We start from the raw sequence: 15,282 nt of genomic DNA, 5'->3' as shown, positions 1-15,282 counted from the left end.
GATCAGATGCCCTGGAAGATGAACGGCGCGACCAGACCGATGAGGGCCAGCGCCTCGGTGAGGACGAAGCCCAGCATCATGTTGGTGCGGATGACGCCGGTCAGCTCCGGCTGGCGGGCGATCGCGTTGACGCCCTGGCCGAAGATGATGCCGATGCCGATGCCGGGGCCGATGGCGGCGAGGCCGTACCCGATCGCGGTGACGTTGCCTTCGACGGCGGCGAGCACTCCCGTCATGGGTTCTTTCCTTTTCTGTCGGCCGGCGGAGTGTCCGCCGGTCTGGCTTATCGAGGTTGTCTGTTTGGGACGCTCCGCCGGGGGGCAGAGCGACACCGTGTGGCCTTTAGTGGTCCGCGTGCAGGCCGCTCTGGATGTACATGGCGGCCAGCATCGTGAACAGGAACGCCTGCAGGAACTGGATGAGCAGCTCGAACGCGGTCAGCAGGATGGTGACGAGCACGCCGATGATGCCCACTCCGAACCCCATGGCCGTGGGCTTCTCGAACAGGAACCAGAAGCCGACGAGGCTGAAGAACGCCAGGATCATGTGACCGGCGAACATGTTGGCGAAGAGCCGCACCGCGTGGGTGAAGGGCGCCAGGATGAAGGTCGACAGGTACTCGATCGGCACCAGCAGGAAGTAGACGGGGAGGGGCAGCCCCTTCGGGATCATGTCCGTGAAGTACTTGCCCGGCCCCTGGTGCTTGATGCCCAGGTACACCTTGATGAAGTAGATGAACAGCGCCATCACGATCGGGAACGCGATGTGCGAGGCGATCGGGAACTGGATCACCGGGATGACCGCGAAGATGTTCCAGACCCAGATCAGCAGGAACACCGACATGAGCAGCGGCATCCACCGCTCGGTGTTCTTGCCGAGGAACGGGCGGGCGATCTCGTCGCGGACGAACACGTAGCCGATCTCGCCGACGTTCTGCACGCCCCGCGGCACCAGCTTCGGCTTGGCGAACGCGCTCCAGCAGAAGACGCAGACGACGAGCGCGCCGACGATCGCGAAGAGCACCGGCTTGGTGAGCCACTCGGGGCCGCCGGCGAACAGGGGCGGGAAATCGAAGAGCTCCGGCCCCGGGGCCTGGAACTCCCCTCCACCGGTGGAGGCGAGGACCGTCTGCGCGTTCACGCGGCGTTCCCTTCATCAATGTGGCGATGGATCACGAAGGCTTCCTCGGCGGCGGGGCCGCTCAGGCGGAATGGCGACCGTACTTCACGTACATCAGGTAGATGGCGAGCCCGATGCCGATGACCACGCCGACCGGGGTGAACCACACCTGTCCCGTCCACTTGGCCAGCAGCCAGCCGAGACCGCCCCAGATGATCATCCCGGACAGGAGGTAGCTGGGTGTGGACCAGGCGGCGTCGGCGAATTCCTTCTGACCGTCCTCCGGCCGACGCTTCTGCTCGCTCATCGCGCTCCGGACGATAGCAGGCCACCATGGCGGTGGTCATATTGGAGTAGTCCCTGGCGATCGGTCGCGGCGCCGCCCCTCCGGCCGGCACCGTCCGTGACGGGCTCATCACGGAACCTTGTCCAGGGCGCCCTCGGGCTCGTCAATGTAGGGCCTCCCCCGCTGCAGCGTGACCCGGAACTCCGCCGCGATCCACGTCAGGGCCAGTCCGATGACCGACCAGGCGAAGACCGTCGTGTTCCAGAGCGACACCCCGTCGATGAGCGTGACCAGCACCATCACCGCGAGGATCTTGACGACGTAGCTGGCGAGCGCGGCGAGCATCATCGTCTGCGCGGAGATGCGGCCGGCCCACGACACCACCACGGCGCTGAGGGAGAAGAAGGCGATCACCACGACCGCGGCCAGCGCCGCACCGAAGAGTCCCTTGGTGCCCGCGGTCAGCAGGCCGATCAGGACGGCACCCACGCCGACCGCTGCGGTCGGGATCGCGGCGCCGCGGAGCATCCGGGCGTCGGAAGGTTGCATGAGGGCTCCGGCTGGTCACGTTGAGTGTTCGTCTCTTGTTCGTGAAAGGTATCACAAGCGTCCGGAATGTCCACAATTACCCTCTAGGTAATGCGATGCCCGGACGGTGCGGACAGAGCCGACCTTAAGCGAACACGCCGAGTGACATGTCCTCGGACGTCTGATCGTTACCGGCGAGTCGCCTTCGGGCCCCCCGCCCGGGGGGCTGCGTTCGCCTTCGAGTGGCGCAAATCACGGAACCGGATTCGGTTACGGGGAGTCGGGTGCCGCGGCCGGACGGGCCGTCAGACCGGCATCTCCGTGCGCACCGCGGGTTCGGCGCCGCCCTCGGCGTCGTCCGCACCGGACGCGCGCTTCCGCCCGCGGCGCCGTCCGCGCCCCGGGCCGGCCAGCACCAGCACCACGCCGGCGACCGCCACGACCAGGGTGATGCCGAGGGTGAGCCAGGCCGCGTCGAAGATCGCCAGCCCGACCAGCCCGGACGCCAGCAGCCCCACCCAGAAGTACATGATCAGCACGGCGCGGCGGGTCGAGTGGCCGAGCTGCAGCAGCCGGTGGTGCAGATGCTGCTTGTCCGGCGAGAACGGCGACCGGCCCTGGTTCGTGCGGCGCCACACGGCGAGCAGCATGTCCATGAACGGCACCGCCGCCACGGCCGGGACCAGCAGCAGCGGCACCCAGAACGGGAACAGCCCGTTCGCGAGGACGGCCGGGTCGAACTGCCCCGTCAGCATGATCGTCGACGCGCTGAGCAGCAGCCCGATCAGCATCGACCCGGTGTCGCCCATGAAGATCCGGGCCGGGCTGAAGTTGTGCGGCAGGAAGCCCGCGCAGATCCCGAACAGCACCGCCGCCGTCAGCGTCGCGCTCGTCAGCGTCGTCATGCCGTTCGCCTTCGACAGCAGGTACGCGTACGAGAACAGCGCGAGCGCCGCGATGCCCACGACGCCCGCCGCCAGGCCGTCCAGCCCGTCGATGAAGTTGACCGCGTTGATCGTCGCGACCACGACGAACACCGTCAGCGGCACCCCGTACGCGGGCGGCAGCGACAGCGACTCCCCGTTCGGCAGCGGGATCACGTAGATCTGGATGCCCTGCATGATGAAGATCCCGGCGGCGGCGACCTGCCCGGCGAACTTGGTGAGGGCGTCGACCTCCCACCGGTCGTCGGCGATGCCGACCAGCACGATCAGCCCGCCCGATATCAGCAGCGCCTTCGCGACCGTGATGTCGCCGTCCTGCAGGACCTTGCGCATCTCCGGCAGCCCCGTCGCCACGACCAGCGCGGCGACCATCCCGCCGAACATCGCGAGCCCGCCCAGCCGGGGCGTCGGGATCACGTGCACGTCCCGGTCGCGCGGGACGGCCTGCGCCCCGAACCAGACGGCGAACCTGCGCACCGAGGGAGTCAGCACGTAGGACACGAGAGCGGCGACCAGCATGGTCAGCAGGTACTCCCGCACGCCCTTGCGCCTCCCCTCACCGGTCTCCGCGCCGCCACCGAACGGACGCGCGCGTCCAGCCGGCACACGTCCCTTGATACGTAGACGGCCCTCCCGGGCGATCAGTTCGCCCCGAGACCGACCAACTGTAATCCCAACCCGCGACCGCCCGCGTGCCTTACGGCTCTCCTACCCTGTGGGCGAAAACGATTCCAACGCCCACCGTGAGGAGCGCGAGCCCCGCCAGCGACGCGTCTCCCAGCGAGAACGCCCAGGGTCCGCCCGCGACGACGTCGTCCGCGGCGTCCGCGGCGACCAGCAGCGCGCCCGCCGCCGCCAGGCCCGTCCCCGACCGCCGCCGCGGCGGCCGCCGCACCGCCAGCCCCGCCGCGGCCACCGCCAACGCGAGCACCGCCGTCCCCAGCCACGTCCCCGCCCAGTGCGGCCGCGCGTACGCGGGCGGCGGCGCCGTGACCGCCCGGTCGGGCAGCCGCACCCGCACCCGCATCCCCTCGCCCGCCGCCAGCCCGTCCTGCGTGAAGTCGATCGCGTACCGCCCGTCCCGGTCCCCCGCGCAGCCGACGCTCGCCCCCGGCCTGCCCGCGCGGCACCGCACGTCCCGCAGCCGCACCGGCGCCTCCACCCGGACCGCCGCGTGCTCGATCGGGACGTCCCAGCCCGTGCCGATCGCGTCCCACCCGAGCTCGTCGAACCCCGCGCGCGGCGTGAACGCCCGCAGCACGTCGTACTCGATCACGTACGCCTGCCGCCCGCGCACCTCGGGCCCCCGGGTGCCGACCCCGATCCGCAGCTCGTGCCCCAGCTTCGTCGTCCGCACCCGGGCCGGCGCCCCGGTGGACGAACTGGCGCGCACGTCCCGCACCTCGTACAGGCGGTCGCCGACGCGGTACCGCAGGCGCCGCACGATCCCGCGCCCGCCGTCGGCGAAGTCGAACGTGATCGTCTCCCGCACGTGCAGGACCCCGTCCGCGCGCAGGGCCAGCACCACGTCGTAGATCGGGATCCGCGGCCGCACCGCCGGATCGGCCGCGGCGGGCACGACCAGCAGCGCCACCAGCAGCACGCCCGCCCCGATCGCGGGCCCCCGGACCCGGCCACGCACGTCTCGCATCGTCGCATCGCTACCCGGCGTCCGCGGGCCCAACGCACCGATGCCGAGAATCCCCGGGTTTTGGACGAACCCCCTGGCTCCGGGGTTGCGTCCGGGATGCCCCGGAATTGCCGCGAGGGCACGCCGCACCGCCCGACGGGCAGCCGGGCGCCCGCCCCAGGGCGCCCCCGCAGGGCCGTGAGCGCGCCCGTCCCGCACGTTCCCCGACACCTCGCGGGTACGGGAGGCCCCACACTCCCCGCCCGCCTCGAAGCCTCCAGGGCGCCGCCAGGACCCCACGCGGGCCCGGCCCCGGAGGGGCCTCTGGCCCGTGCGGGGACGCGCACGGACGGGCCGTCCGTTCACGCCGTCACGTGCGCCGTGCGGGCGCGCGGACGGCGGGAACGCGGGTGGCAGGGACGGCTGGGGTGTGCGGGCGGGGGTTTGCTAGCGCTTCTCGTCGGCCGGGGAGGAGTCCGTGGTCTTCGCGGCGCCGTCCTCCGCGTCCTTCGCGACCTTCGCGACCTTCGCGGGCTCGTCGGCGGTTTTCGCGGGTTCGTCCTTCGTCAGGGACGGGACGTCGCCACCCTCCGGGACGTCCTCGGGCTCGGCGGCACCCTTCGCGGGTTCGTCCTTCGTCAAGGACGGGACGTCCCCGGGCTCCGTGGCGTCCTTCGCCGGCTCGTCCTTGGTCAGGGACGGGACGTCGCCGTCCTTCGGCTCGTCTGCCGGCGATGCGTCCTTCTGCAGGGACGGCGGCGCGGGGGCGTCGGACGGCTCGGCCGCGTCCTTCGCGTGCGTGTCCTTCGTGAGCGACAGGGGCGCCGACGCGCCGTCCGGCTCGTCCTCGTCCTTCGCGTCGTCCTCGTCGTCGGTGAGCAGGATGCCGACGACGGCGCGGATCTTCTCGACCGGGACGGCGCCCGCGCGCAGCAGGCGCGGCACCGAGCCGGTCAGGTCGATGATCGTGGAGGGGTCGCCGTGCCCGGACGCGCCGCCGTCCAGGTAGACCTCGACGGAGTCGCCGAGCATCTCCTCGGCCGCCTCGGCGTTCCGCGCGGCGGGCGAGCCGCTCAGGTTCGCGCTGCTGACCGCCAGCGGGCCGGTCTCCTTGAGGAGCTCCACCGCGAGTTCGTGCATCGGCATCCGCACCGCGACCGTGCCCTTGGTCTCGCCGAGGTCCCACATGAGGCTGCGGTTGGCGCGGCACACCAGCGTCAGCCCGCCCGGCCAGAACTCGTCGATCAGGTCCTGCCCGTAGGGGCCGAGGTCCTCGACGAGGGCGGTGGCGGCGCGCACGGACCCGACCAGGACGGGCGGGGGCATCTCCCGCCCCCGGCCCTTGGCCTTCAGCAGCGCCGAGACCGCCGCGGGCGTGAACGCGTCGGCACCGATGCCGTACACCGTGTCCGTCGGCAGGACGATCAGCTCTCCGCGTCGCACCGCCGAGACCGCCTCCGCGATCCCCCGCGTCCGCTCCATCGGCTCAGCGCAGTCATAACGTCGGCTCACGACCCCAGTTTCCCACGCCCGGCTTCCGGCTCGGGCCGCGTCCGCCGCCGCGGCGGCCCCGGCCCGCCGCGCCGCGCGGAGGCGTCAGTCGGCGACCATGCGGGCCGTGACGAACCGGTCCCGGTCGGTGAGGTCGCGGCGGTTGCGGACGTCGCGCCAGCCGTTCTCCTCGGGGAACGTCCAGTAGACGGCGTTGCCCTGCAGGTCGCTGTGCTCGACGGCGACGTGGCCGCCCGGCCGCAGCAGGCGGCGCGCGGTGCGCTCGACGACGCGGATGGCGTCGAGCCCGTCGTCCCCGCCGCCCCACAGGGCCGCGGCCGGGTCGTGGTCGCGGACGTCCGGCGGGACGTACTCCCACTCGCTCATCGGGATGTACGGGGGGTTGCTGACGACGAGGTCGACCGTGCCGTCCAGTTCCGGCAGCGCGGACCCGAAGTCGCCGAGGTGCAGCCGGACGCGGCCGCGCTCGTCCAGTTCCTCGATGTTGCGGGTGGCGTGGACGAACGCCGTGGGGTCCTTCTCTACCGCGTGCACGCGCGCGCGGGGGGCCTCCAGGGCGATCGACAGGGCGATCGCCGCCGATCCCGTGCCGAGGTCGACGACGAGGGGGTCGCGGACGTCCATGTCCCGCAGCGTCTCCAGCGCCCAGCCGACCATCACCTCGGTCTCGGGGCGGGGCACGAACACGCCTGGCCCGACCTTCAGCTCCAGGTAGCGGAAGAACGCGCGGCCGGTGATGTGCTGCAGCGGCTCGCCGGCCTCGCGCCGGGCGACGAACTCCCAGAACCGCGCGTCGAACGAGCCGTCCGGGACGCCGTGCAACTCGGACCGCTTGACGCCGTGCACGGCCGCGGCGAGCTCCTCGGCGTCGGCGCGGGGGGAGGCGGCCCCCGCCTCGGCGAGCCGCGCGGTCGCCCTGGCGATCTCGTCGAGCAGCAGCGTCATGATTCCTGGGCTTCGGCCAGCCGGCGTTCCATGTCGGCGTCGACGAGCGCCTGCGTCACGTTGTGCAGGTCGCCGTCCAACACCTGGTCGAGGTTGTACGCCTTGTATCCGACGCGATGGTCGGAGATCCGGTTCTCCGGATAGTTGTAGGTGCGGACCCGTTCCGAGCGGTCCACCGTGCGGACCTGGCTCTTGCGTTCGGCCGCCGCCGCCGCGTCCGCCTCCTCCTGCGCGATCGCCAGCAGCCGGGACCGCAGGATGCGCAGCGCCTGCTCCTTGTTCTGGAGCTGGCTCTTCTCGTTCTGGCACGACACCACCACGCCCGTCGGGACGTGCGTGATGCGCACGGCCGAGTCGGTCGTGTTGACGCTCTGCCCACCGGGACCGGACGAACGGTAAACGTCGATCCGCAGGTCGTTCTGGTCGATCTGGACGTCCACGTCCTCGGCCTCGGGCGTCACCAGGACACCGACCGCGCTCGTGTGGATCCGCCCCTGCGACTCCGTCGCCGGGACCCGCTGCACCCGGTGCACGCCGCCCTCGAACTTCAGGCGCGTCCAGACCCCCTCTTCCTGGGAGCCGCGCGCCTTCACCGCGACCGTCACGTCCTTGTACCCGCCCAGGTCGGACGGGTGCGAGTCCAGGACCTCGGTCTTCCAGCCGACCCGCTCCGCGTACCGCAGGTACATGCGCAGCAGGTCGCCCGCGAACAGCGCCGACTCCTCGCCGCCCTCACCGGCCTTGACCTCGAGGATGACGTCCTTGGCGTCGTTCGGGTCGCGGGGCACCAGCAGGCGCCGCAGCCGCTCCTCGAGCTCCTCGCGGCGCTTCTCCAGCTCGGTCGCCTCGGCGGCGAACGTCTCGTCCTCGCCCGCGAGCTCCCGCGCGGCCGCCAGGTCGTCCTCGGTGGCGGTGAAGTCCCGGTAGGTCTCGACGATCGGCTTCAGTTCGGCGTACCGCTTGCCGAGCCGCCGCGCGAGCGCCTGGTCGGCGTGCACGGACGGGTCCGCGAGCCGCTCTTCGATGCCCGCGTATTCGCTGATCAGATCGTCGAGATTCACGCTGTGTCCTGGCCGTTCCGGCCCGGGGACCCGTGGCGGCCTCCGGATGCAGGCTTCGGACGGCCCGGAGCCCGCTCGGGTCCCCGGGCTGTCCCTGGTCGCTGGTGCGCGCTCGTCCTACTTGTCGGCCTTCTTCTTGCCGAAGCGCTGCTCGAAGCGCGCCACCCGGCCGCCGGTGTCCAGGATCTTCTGCTTGCCCGTGTAGAACGGGTGGCAGTTCGAGCACACGTCCGCGTGGATGACGCCGTTCGGGGCGGTGCTGCGCGTCTCGAAGGTGTTGCCGCACGTGCACGTCACGGTCGTGACGACGTACTCGGGGTGAATGTCGGCCTTCATGGGTTTCTCCTCGCCTGGGGCGGTCGCCGGGCGCCCCCGACACGCATGGCCGAACCATGGAAGGTGTGGGAGGCGTGAACCGGTACCGCAGCGGTTGCACTCCAAGTGTGCCAGATACCAGAACGTGCCGAGGTCACCGGGCATTCCCCCGCGTCCCCTTCAGCCGCCGGCGCGGCCCAGGTAGGTGAGGACGGCCATGACCCGCCGGTGCTCGCCCTGCGCGGGCTGCAGCCGCAGCTTCGCGAAGATGTTGGAGATGTGCTTCTCCACGGCCCCTTCGGTGACGACCAGGTCCGCGGCGATCGCACCGTTCGCCCGTCCCTGCGCCATCAGCCCGAGCACCTCGCGCTCCCGCGGCGTGAGCGCCTCCAGCGGGTCCCCGTCCCGCCGCCGCCCCAGCAGCTGGCCGATCACCTCGGGGTCGATGACGGTGCCGCCCGCGGCGATCCGCCGCACCGCGTCGATGAACTCGGCGACGTCCGCGACCCGCTCCTTCAGCAGGTAGCCCACGCCCTCCGCGCCGCCGCCGATCAGGTCGGTCGCGTACCGCTCCTCCACGTACTGCGACAGCACCAGGATCGGCGTCTCCGGCCGCCGCTCGCGCACCGCGAGCGCCGCGCGCAGCCCCTCGTCCGTGAACGACGGCGGCATCCGCACGTCCACGATCGCGAGGTCGGGCTTGTGCTCCTCGACGATCCCGAGCAGCCCGGGCCCGTCCCCCACCGTCGCGACGGTCCCGATCCCGGCGTCGTCGAGCAGCCGGACGAGCCCCTCGCGCAACAGCACCGAATCCTCGGCGATCACAACCCGCATCCGTCCATTATCCGGGGACCTCCACCCGTTCGGGACGTCCCGGGCGGGCCGCGGTTAGAGTCGGCGCCCATGACGGAGCTCGAAAGGCTGCTCGCGCTCGTCCCGCCTCCCCCTTCTCCGGCGGAGACCGACTGGACGCGGGCGGAGGAGGCGCTCGGGCTGGCCCTCCCGCCCGAGTTCACCGCGATCGTCCGGCGGTACGGGCCCGGTACGTTCTGCGACGAGTTCTCCCTCTGGTCCCCCGAGAAAGCGATCGAGGAGAATCCCGGCCGGCTCGAAGACCTGCGGCTCATGCTCGGCCACTGCCCCCACCCCGTCCACCCCGAGCCCGGAGGGCTCGTCGCCTGGGGCTCGGACTCGGTCGGCGGGACACTCGCCTGGCTCACCGACCCCGCCGGCTCTCCCCGGCACTGGAAGACCGTGTACTGGACGCGCGACGACGACTTCGAGTACCCGGACGGCGGCGTCGCCGCCGTGCTCACCGCGCTCATCGAACGCCGGACCGCGAGCATGCGGGACCGCGGCGCGGACGTCGACGGCCCCTGGTTCGATCCCCGCCGCAGTGACGTCCACGTCTATCTGCGCTTGGCCGAGGCGGACGGCGCACCGCCCTACGAGGAGCGCCTCCGCATCCTGCGCCGGAGCCTGGCACCGACCCGCGCCCGCGGCGGCTTCGCCAACGGCGGCGCCCGGCAGGACCACTTCGCCACCGCCGACGGCCGGTGGAAGCTGACCTACGAGACGGCCTACGGCCACCAGATCCGGGTCGCCTACCCACCCGCCGCGGACGCGCAGGTACGCGGCGCGCTGCTCCCCGCGATCGAGGCCATGGGCTGCCGCATCGACGCCGTCGTCCCGGTCCACGGCACCGTCCACTGGCCCGAACCGGCGTAACCGGCAGGGGGCGGAGTAACAGAGCAGGCGCTCTGTTACTCTCGCGGTCATGGCACGCCCCCGCAGGTACGACCCCGAGCTGATCATGGACGCCGCCGAACGGCTGGTGGCCGACTCGGGGCCGGACGGCGTCACCGTCCGCGGCCTGGCCGCCGCGACCGGCGTGTCGAACGGGGCGATCTACCACGCGTTCGGCTCCCTGCCCGTCCTGCTGGGACGGGTGTGGCTGCGGGCCGCCGACGCCTTCCTGGACCGGCAGACCACCGCGGTCCGCGAGTCCGCGTCGGCGGTCGACGCGGTGGTGGCGGCGGCCGACGCACCGGCGGCGTTCGCCCAGCGCCGTCCCGCCGCCGCCCGCATGCTGATGGGTGTCCGCCGCGAACAACTGCTGGGCCCCGACCTGCCCGAACGCCTGACCGCCGACCTGCTCGCCCTCGACCGCCGGCTGCTGGACCTGCTGACCCGGCTGTCCCGCGACATGTGGGGCCGGGCCGACGCGGCGGCCGTCGCGGTCATCACCCTGTGCGTCGTCGACCTGCCCACCGCCGCGTTCCGGCGCGCCCTCACCGCCCCGGCGTCCGCCCGCACGCCCGTCGACACCGACGCCCGGCAGCGGCTGGAGGCCGCCGTCCGCGCCGTCCTGACCATCCCGCCACCGTCCCGGCCTTCCGCTCCGACCAAGGATTGACCATGCCCGAACTGCGCAACGACGGCCCGGTGTTCGTTCTCGACCTGGGCCAGGACGAGAACCGCTTCTCCCCGGACTGGATCACCACCGTCCACGAACACCTCGACACCGTGGTCGACCACCCCGGCCCCGCCGCGCTCGTCACCACCGGCCGCGGCAAGTTCTTCTCCAACGGCCTGGACCTCGACTGGCTCGGGGACCACCCCGAGGAACTGATCCCCTACGTCGAGCGGGTGCAGGACCTCCTCGCCCGGGTGCTGGCGCTGCCCGTCCCCACGATCGCGGCGGTCAACGGCCACGCCTTCGGCGCCGGGACGATGCTCGCCCTCGCCCACGACTACCGCGTGATGCGCGCCGACCGCGGCTACCTCTGCCTGCCCGAGGTCGACATCCACATCCCCTTCACCCCCGGCATGGCCGCCCTCATCCAGGCCAAGCTCACCCCGGCCGCCGCCATCGCGTCCATGACCACCGGGCACCGCTTCGGCGCCCCGCAGGCCCGCGACCTGGGCCTGATCGACGACATCGCCGACCTCGACCGGCTCACCTCCACCGCCGACGCCCGCGTCCGCCCCCTGGCCGGCAAGGACCGCACCACCCTGGCCGCGATCAAGACCACCATGTTCGCCACCCCCCTGACCGCCCTCCGCACCCCCCAACCCACAACCCCCTGACCAACACCACCCCAAACCACCCGCATCCCCAGCCCCACCACCTGCCGTCGAGGGGCACCCCGGTTGCGGCCTGCCGTCGGAAGACATCCCGGCCCACGACCTGCCGACGGGTGGGAAGCGCCCCGGCCGCGGGTTGCGGGCGGGGCGGGTGGGCGGGGGTGTCGGTGGGGGCGGTTACCAGGTGCAGGGGAGGTCGGCACGGATGATCGTGGGGCCGCCGGGCGGGCTGTCGACGATCAGCATGCCGTCGATGGTGGCGGCCCGGTCGGCGAGGCCGGCGAGGCCGCCGTCGGGGGCGGCGACGGCACCGCCGACGCCGTTGTCGATGACCTCGACGACGACCCAGGCGTCCTCGCGCGCCACCCGGACGGACGCGCGCGTGGCGCGGGCGTACTTCGCGATGTTCGCGAGGGACTCGGCGACGATGAAGTACGCGATGCTCTCGACCGCGGCCGGGGGACGCTCCGGGAGGTCGACGTCGACCTCGACGGGGACGGGGGCGCGGGCGGCGAGGCCCGACAGGGCGGGGTCGAGGCCGCGGTCGGTGAGGATGGCGGGGTAGATGCCGCGGGCCAGGTCGCGCAGTTCGGAGATGGCCTCCTTGGTGCCCGTGTGGGCCTGCTCGATCAGGGCGCGGGCGCCCTCGGGGTCGTCCTCGAGCTTGGAGCGGGCGCGGCCGATGTCCATCGCGACGGCCAGCAGGCGCTGCTGGGCGCCGTCGTGCAGGTCGCGTTCGATGCGGCGGCGCTCGGCCTCGGCGGCGTCCACGCCGCGGGCGCGGCTGGCCTGGAGGCGGTCGGCGCGGGCCTGCTGCCGGCGGGCCTCCGTCTGGGACGCGTTCGGGCCGAGGAGGAACACCGCGTACAGGGCGTGCCCGATGCCCATCGCCCGCGTCACGTACATGGCCAGGACGAGCAGGGCGCAGCCGGCGGCGAAGGCGGGCAGCGCTTCGAAGAGGTTCTGCGGGAAGTAGACGAGGTCGCCGATCTGGATGCGCATGTCCTCGCCGAGGAGGACGACCACCGGCGCGGCGAGGAGCACCCCGGTCGCCGTCCAGAGCATCACCGAGACGGTGAACTCGATGAGCGTGACGGGGAAGAGGAGCGCGAAGTACGCGAAGTCCTTCCAGGTGGCGGGGTCGCCCGCCATGGACTTCAGCTTCCGGAACAGGTTGCCCTCGGGCATCGGCCGGTACGGGCTCGGGATCGTGACGCCGTAGGCGCCCTTCATCAGCGCCCGCTCGAAGACCGCGCCGGCGCGCCACAGGAGGAGGAGCAGGGCCGCCAGCGGCGCCCCGACCCAGATGATCAGGAGGCCCGCGGACAGCGCGACGCCGGTCACCAGCACCATGAACCAGGCGACGCCGAACGCGAGGCCGACGAGCTGGTAGGCCGCGGCCCGCCACGTGATGGACGAACGCGCCATGTCCAGCGGCCGCCAGGACGCGCGCACCACCGACCGTCCCGGCCTTGCGGCGCCGCCGCCCGGCACCGTGCTCAACCCGCCCATGTCACCCTCCGCGGTTCGCTCTCCGTACGGTTCAAGAGTGCTCGACGGGGGGTCGGGCCGCCATGACGTCCACCTGTAGTTCAGGGGTGGGGAAAACCCCACCATGGGGGCCCGGACGCGCGTCGCCCCCGCCCGGACGAGCCGGACGGGGGCGACGTGCGACGCGTCAGCGGTCGTCGGACACCGTGGTCTTCTGCACCTGCAGGAGGAACTCGGCGTTCGACTTGGTCTCCTTCATCTTCTCGATGAGGAGTTCCAGCGCCTGCTGGGTGTCGAGCGCGTGCAGCACCCGGCGGAGCTGCCAGACGACCCGCAGCTCCTCGGGGGCCATGAGGATCTCCTCCTTGCGGGTGCTGGACTGGTCGACGTCCACCGCGGGGAAGATCCGCTTGTCCGCGAGCTGCCGGTTGAGCTTGAGCTCCATGTTGCCGGTGCCCTTGAACTCCTCGAAGATGACCTCGTCCATCCGCGACCCGGTCTCGACCAGGGCGGTGGCGAGGATCGTCAGGGAGCCGCCGTTCTCGATGTTGCGCGCGGCGCCGAAGAAGCGCTTCGGCGGGTACAGCGCGGTCGAGTCGACACCACCGGACAGGATCCGCCCGGAGGCCGGGGCCGCCAGGTTGTAGGCGCGGCCGAGGCGGGTGATCGAGTCGAGCAGGACGACGACGTCGTGGCCGAGCTCGACGAGCCGCTTGGCGCGCTCGATGGCCAGTTCGGCGACCGTGGTGTGGTCCTCGGCGGGACGGTCGAAGGTCGAGTGGATGACCTCGCCCTTCACCGTCCGCTGCATGTCGGTGACCTCTTCCGGACGCTCGTCCACCAGGACGACCATCAGGTGGCACTCCGGGTTGTTCTTGGTGATCGCGTTGGCGATCGCCTGGAGCACCATCGTCTTGCCGGCCTTCGGCGGCGACACGATCAGGCCGCGCTGCCCCTTGCCGATCGGCGACACGAGGTCGATGATCCGGGTCGTCAGGACGCCCGGGTCGGACTCGAGGCGCAGCCGCTCCTGCGGGTACAGCGGGGTCAGCTTGGAGAAGTCGACGCGGCCCTTCGACTGCTCCGGCTCCATGCCGTTGACGGTGTCGAGCCGGACGAGCGCGTTGAACTTCTCGCGCCGCTCGCCCTCGCGGGCCTGCCGGACGGCGCCGGTGATGACGTCGCCCTTGCGCAGCCCGTTCTTGCGGACCTGCGACAGCGAGACGTACACGTCGTTCGGCCCCGGCAGGTAGCCGGTCGTCCGGACGAACGCGTAGTTGTCCAGGATGTCGAGGATGCCCGCGACCGGGATGAGGACGTCGTCCTCGCTGATCACCGGCTCCTCGTAGCGCTCGCGGCCGCGGCCGCGGTTGCGCTCGCGGAACCGGCGCCCGCGCCGGCCGCGGCCGCCGCCGTCGTCGTCGTCGTGCCGGCCGCCGCCCTGGCCGTCGCGCCCGCCGTCGCGGTCGCGGCCGCCGTCGCGGTCGCGGCCCTCGCCGCGCTGCCGGCCGCCCTGGCCGTCGCGGTCGCGGTCGCGGCCGCGCTGCCGCTGGCGGCCGCCGCCCTCGCGGTTCTCACCGCGGTCGCGCTGGCCGTCGCGGCCCTCGCCGCGCTCGCGTCCGCCCTGGGTGTCGTCGTCGCCGTCGCGGCTCTGCCGCTCGTCGCGGCCCTGCCGCTCGGCGCGGTCGGACCTGCCGGCGGACGCCGCGCGCCCGTTCTGCCGGCCGCCGCGCTCCCCCTTGTCGCCGCGCTCGGGCTTGTCGGCGGCCTTCTGCGGCTGCTCGGCCTTCTCCGCCTTGTCGCCCTTGTCGGCGGCCTTCTGCGGCTGCTCGGCCTGGTCGGCGGCCTTGTCGCCGCGGTCGGCGGGCTTGTCGGCGGGCGCCTGCTCGGGCGCCGCCGTGGCCGTGGCCGCGTCGTCGGACGCGTCGCGCTTGGCGGCGGTGCGGGTGCGCCGGGGACGCTCGGTCTTGGCCGGGGCAGCGGCTCCCTGCTCGCTCCCCGCCGAGCCCTGCTCCTGGGCCCCGCCCTGCTTCTCCTGGATGGCGGCGATGAGCTGGCTCTTGCGCATCCCGGTCGTGCCGGTGATGCCGAGCTCGGACGCGATCTGCCGCAGCTCAGGAAGCACCTTGGCCGACAGGCCGGTGCCCTGCCGGCGGCGCCGGGGGGTGGCGGCGGGCTCCGCGCCGGCCTCGACGGCGGTCGTGCCGGATGCGTCCGTCAGGAGTTCGCTGGATTCGCTCACTAAGGGTCCTTCCCAGGGAGCGGGTGTTGGCCGGCGTTCGGCCAGTCAACCCGGTAGTGCGGCCCGGCGGGGGCGCCGAGTCGGGCTCCGCTGCTCACGATGGGGTCGCGAGCCGCGATGTC

General features: G+C 72.5%; 15 protein-coding genes and 1 pseudogene. 3 read left to right on the top strand and 13 right to left on the bottom strand.

From position 1 onward, the window contains the following. Nucleotides 1-2: 2 nt before the first annotated feature. From atpE to H505_RS0113630, 11 genes and pseudogenes are all read right to left on the bottom strand, one after another. Nucleotides 3-236: an ATP synthase F0 subunit C gene (gene atpE, locus H505_RS0113680; protein ID WP_026402447.1), complete on the bottom strand. Its 234-nt coding sequence runs from the start codon at nucleotides 234-236 to the stop codon at nucleotides 3-5. Between the two features lie 106 nt (nucleotides 237-342). Then, a complete protein-coding gene (gene atpB / locus H505_RS0113675; RefSeq protein WP_026402446.1) occupies nucleotides 343-1,140 on the bottom strand; it encodes a F0F1 ATP synthase subunit A in 798 nt (265 codons plus the stop codon). A 61-nt stretch (nucleotides 1,141-1,201) separates the two neighbouring features. Further along, complete coding sequence (locus H505_RS0113670; protein ID WP_034517835.1) at nucleotides 1,202-1,426, bottom strand: AtpZ/AtpI family protein; 225 nt, start codon at nucleotides 1,424-1,426, stop codon at nucleotides 1,202-1,204. A 108-nt stretch (nucleotides 1,427-1,534) separates the two neighbouring features. After that, the gene (locus H505_RS0113665) at nucleotides 1,535-1,954 is read right to left on the bottom strand and encodes a Cg1360 family ATP-synthase-associated protein (protein WP_026402444.1); all 420 of its coding nucleotides are present in this window, start codon (nucleotides 1,952-1,954) and stop codon (nucleotides 1,535-1,537) included. A gap of 284 nt (nucleotides 1,955-2,238) precedes the next feature. Continuing rightward, nucleotides 2,239-3,483: a glycosyltransferase family 4 protein gene (locus H505_RS41710; protein ID WP_233617556.1), complete on the bottom strand. Its 1,245-nt coding sequence runs from the start codon at nucleotides 3,481-3,483 to the stop codon at nucleotides 2,239-2,241. Nucleotides 3,484-3,574: 91 nt separating this feature from the next. Further along, nucleotides 3,575-4,528, bottom strand: coding sequence for a DUF2207 domain-containing protein (locus H505_RS0113655; protein WP_084550216.1), 954 nt, complete (start codon nucleotides 4,526-4,528; stop codon nucleotides 3,575-3,577). A gap of 863 nt (nucleotides 4,529-5,391) precedes the next feature. Continuing rightward, nucleotides 5,392-6,019 (bottom strand): annotated as a pseudogene (locus tag H505_RS51615) (L-threonylcarbamoyladenylate synthase); the annotation flags it as partial. Between the two features lie 84 nt (nucleotides 6,020-6,103). Further along, entirely contained in the window at nucleotides 6,104-6,964 is an 861-nt protein-coding gene (gene prmC, locus H505_RS0113645; RefSeq protein ID WP_026402442.1) for a peptide chain release factor N(5)-glutamine methyltransferase, read from the bottom strand. After that, nucleotides 6,961-8,025, bottom strand: coding sequence for a peptide chain release factor 1 (gene prfA, locus H505_RS0113640; protein ID WP_026402441.1), 1,065 nt, complete (start codon nucleotides 8,023-8,025; stop codon nucleotides 6,961-6,963). The genes prmC and prfA overlap by 4 nt, the downstream gene beginning before the upstream one ends. A 117-nt stretch (nucleotides 8,026-8,142) precedes the next feature. After that, nucleotides 8,143-8,361, bottom strand: coding sequence for a 50S ribosomal protein L31 (rpmE, locus tag H505_RS0113635; protein WP_026402440.1), 219 nt, complete (start codon nucleotides 8,359-8,361; stop codon nucleotides 8,143-8,145). A gap of 159 nt (nucleotides 8,362-8,520) precedes the next feature. After that, nucleotides 8,521-9,174, bottom strand: a complete 654-nt coding sequence (locus H505_RS0113630) for a response regulator transcription factor (protein WP_026402439.1) — start codon at nucleotides 9,172-9,174, stop codon at nucleotides 8,521-8,523. 69 nt (nucleotides 9,175-9,243) lie between these two features. Between H505_RS0113630 and H505_RS0113625 the strand changes: the two genes are divergently transcribed. Genes H505_RS0113625 through H505_RS0113615 form a run of 3 tightly spaced genes read left to right on the top strand, consistent with a single transcriptional unit; the run spans nucleotide 9,244 to nucleotide 11,430 of the window. Beyond that, complete coding sequence (locus H505_RS0113625; RefSeq protein WP_026402438.1) at nucleotides 9,244-10,068, top strand: SMI1/KNR4 family protein; 825 nt, start codon at nucleotides 9,244-9,246, stop codon at nucleotides 10,066-10,068. Nucleotides 10,069-10,117: 49 nt separating this feature from the next. After that, nucleotides 10,118-10,756 (top strand): TetR/AcrR family transcriptional regulator, encoded by a 639-nt coding sequence (locus H505_RS0113620; RefSeq protein WP_026402437.1) that lies wholly within the window; start codon nucleotides 10,118-10,120, stop codon nucleotides 10,754-10,756. A gap of 2 nt (nucleotides 10,757-10,758) precedes the next feature. Then, entirely contained in the window at nucleotides 10,759-11,430 is a 672-nt protein-coding gene (locus H505_RS0113615) for an enoyl-CoA hydratase-related protein (protein ID WP_026402436.1), read from the top strand. Between the two features lie 174 nt (nucleotides 11,431-11,604). Here H505_RS0113615 and H505_RS0113610 read toward each other — a convergent pair whose 3' ends face one another. Together H505_RS0113610 and rho are read right to left on the bottom strand one after the other, a co-directional pair. Further along, nucleotides 11,605-12,939 (bottom strand): sensor histidine kinase, encoded by a 1,335-nt coding sequence (locus tag H505_RS0113610; protein WP_084550212.1) that lies wholly within the window; start codon nucleotides 12,937-12,939, stop codon nucleotides 11,605-11,607. A 166-nt stretch (nucleotides 12,940-13,105) separates the two neighbouring features. Further along, nucleotides 13,106-15,160 carry a transcription termination factor Rho gene (gene rho / locus H505_RS0113605; protein WP_026402434.1) on the bottom strand — a complete coding sequence of 685 codons (2,055 nt, stop codon included), beginning with the start codon at nucleotides 15,158-15,160 and terminating at the stop codon, nucleotides 13,106-13,108. Between the last annotated feature and the right edge of the window lie 122 nt (nucleotides 15,161-15,282).

It is taken from the genome of Actinomadura rifamycini DSM 43936, from assembly GCF_000425065.1.
Classification (GTDB): Bacteria; Actinomycetota; Actinomycetes; order Streptosporangiales; family Streptosporangiaceae; genus Spirillospora; species Spirillospora rifamycini.
The sequence above is the reverse complement of the archived record's forward strand: the minus strand, read 5'-3'. Positions and strand labels throughout refer to the sequence as shown.

What these genes read in the sequence shown, in the direction of transcription:
- atpE (WP_026402447.1), bottom strand. Translation starts at nt 236, where the DNA reads ATGACGGGAGTGCTCGCCGCCGTCGAAGGCAACGTCACCGCGATCGGG.
- H505_RS0113670 (WP_034517835.1), bottom strand. Translation starts at nt 1,426, where the DNA reads ATGAGCGAGCAGAAGCGTCGGCCGGAGGACGGTCAGAAGGAATTCGCC.
- H505_RS0113665 (WP_026402444.1), bottom strand. Translation starts at nt 1,954, where the DNA reads ATGCAACCTTCCGACGCCCGGATGCTCCGCGGCGCCGCGATCCCGACC.
- H505_RS0113655 (WP_084550216.1), bottom strand. Translation starts at nt 4,528, where the DNA reads ATGCGAGACGTGCGTGGCCGGGTCCGGGGGCCCGCGATCGGGGCGGGC.
- prmC (WP_026402442.1), bottom strand. Translation starts at nt 6,964, where the DNA reads ATGACGCTGCTGCTCGACGAGATCGCCAGGGCGACCGCGCGGCTCGCC.
- rpmE (WP_026402440.1), bottom strand. Translation starts at nt 8,361, where the DNA reads ATGAAGGCCGACATTCACCCCGAGTACGTCGTCACGACCGTGACGTGC.
- H505_RS0113630 (WP_026402439.1), bottom strand. Translation starts at nt 9,174, where the DNA reads ATGCGGGTTGTGATCGCCGAGGATTCGGTGCTGTTGCGCGAGGGGCTC.
- H505_RS0113625 (WP_026402438.1), top strand. Translation starts at nt 9,244, where the DNA reads ATGACGGAGCTCGAAAGGCTGCTCGCGCTCGTCCCGCCTCCCCCTTCT.
- H505_RS0113620 (WP_026402437.1), top strand. Translation starts at nt 10,118, where the DNA reads ATGGCACGCCCCCGCAGGTACGACCCCGAGCTGATCATGGACGCCGCC.
- H505_RS0113615 (WP_026402436.1), top strand. Translation starts at nt 10,759, where the DNA reads ATGCCCGAACTGCGCAACGACGGCCCGGTGTTCGTTCTCGACCTGGGC.
- H505_RS0113610 (WP_084550212.1), bottom strand. Translation starts at nt 12,939, where the DNA reads ATGGGCGGGTTGAGCACGGTGCCGGGCGGCGGCGCCGCAAGGCCGGGA.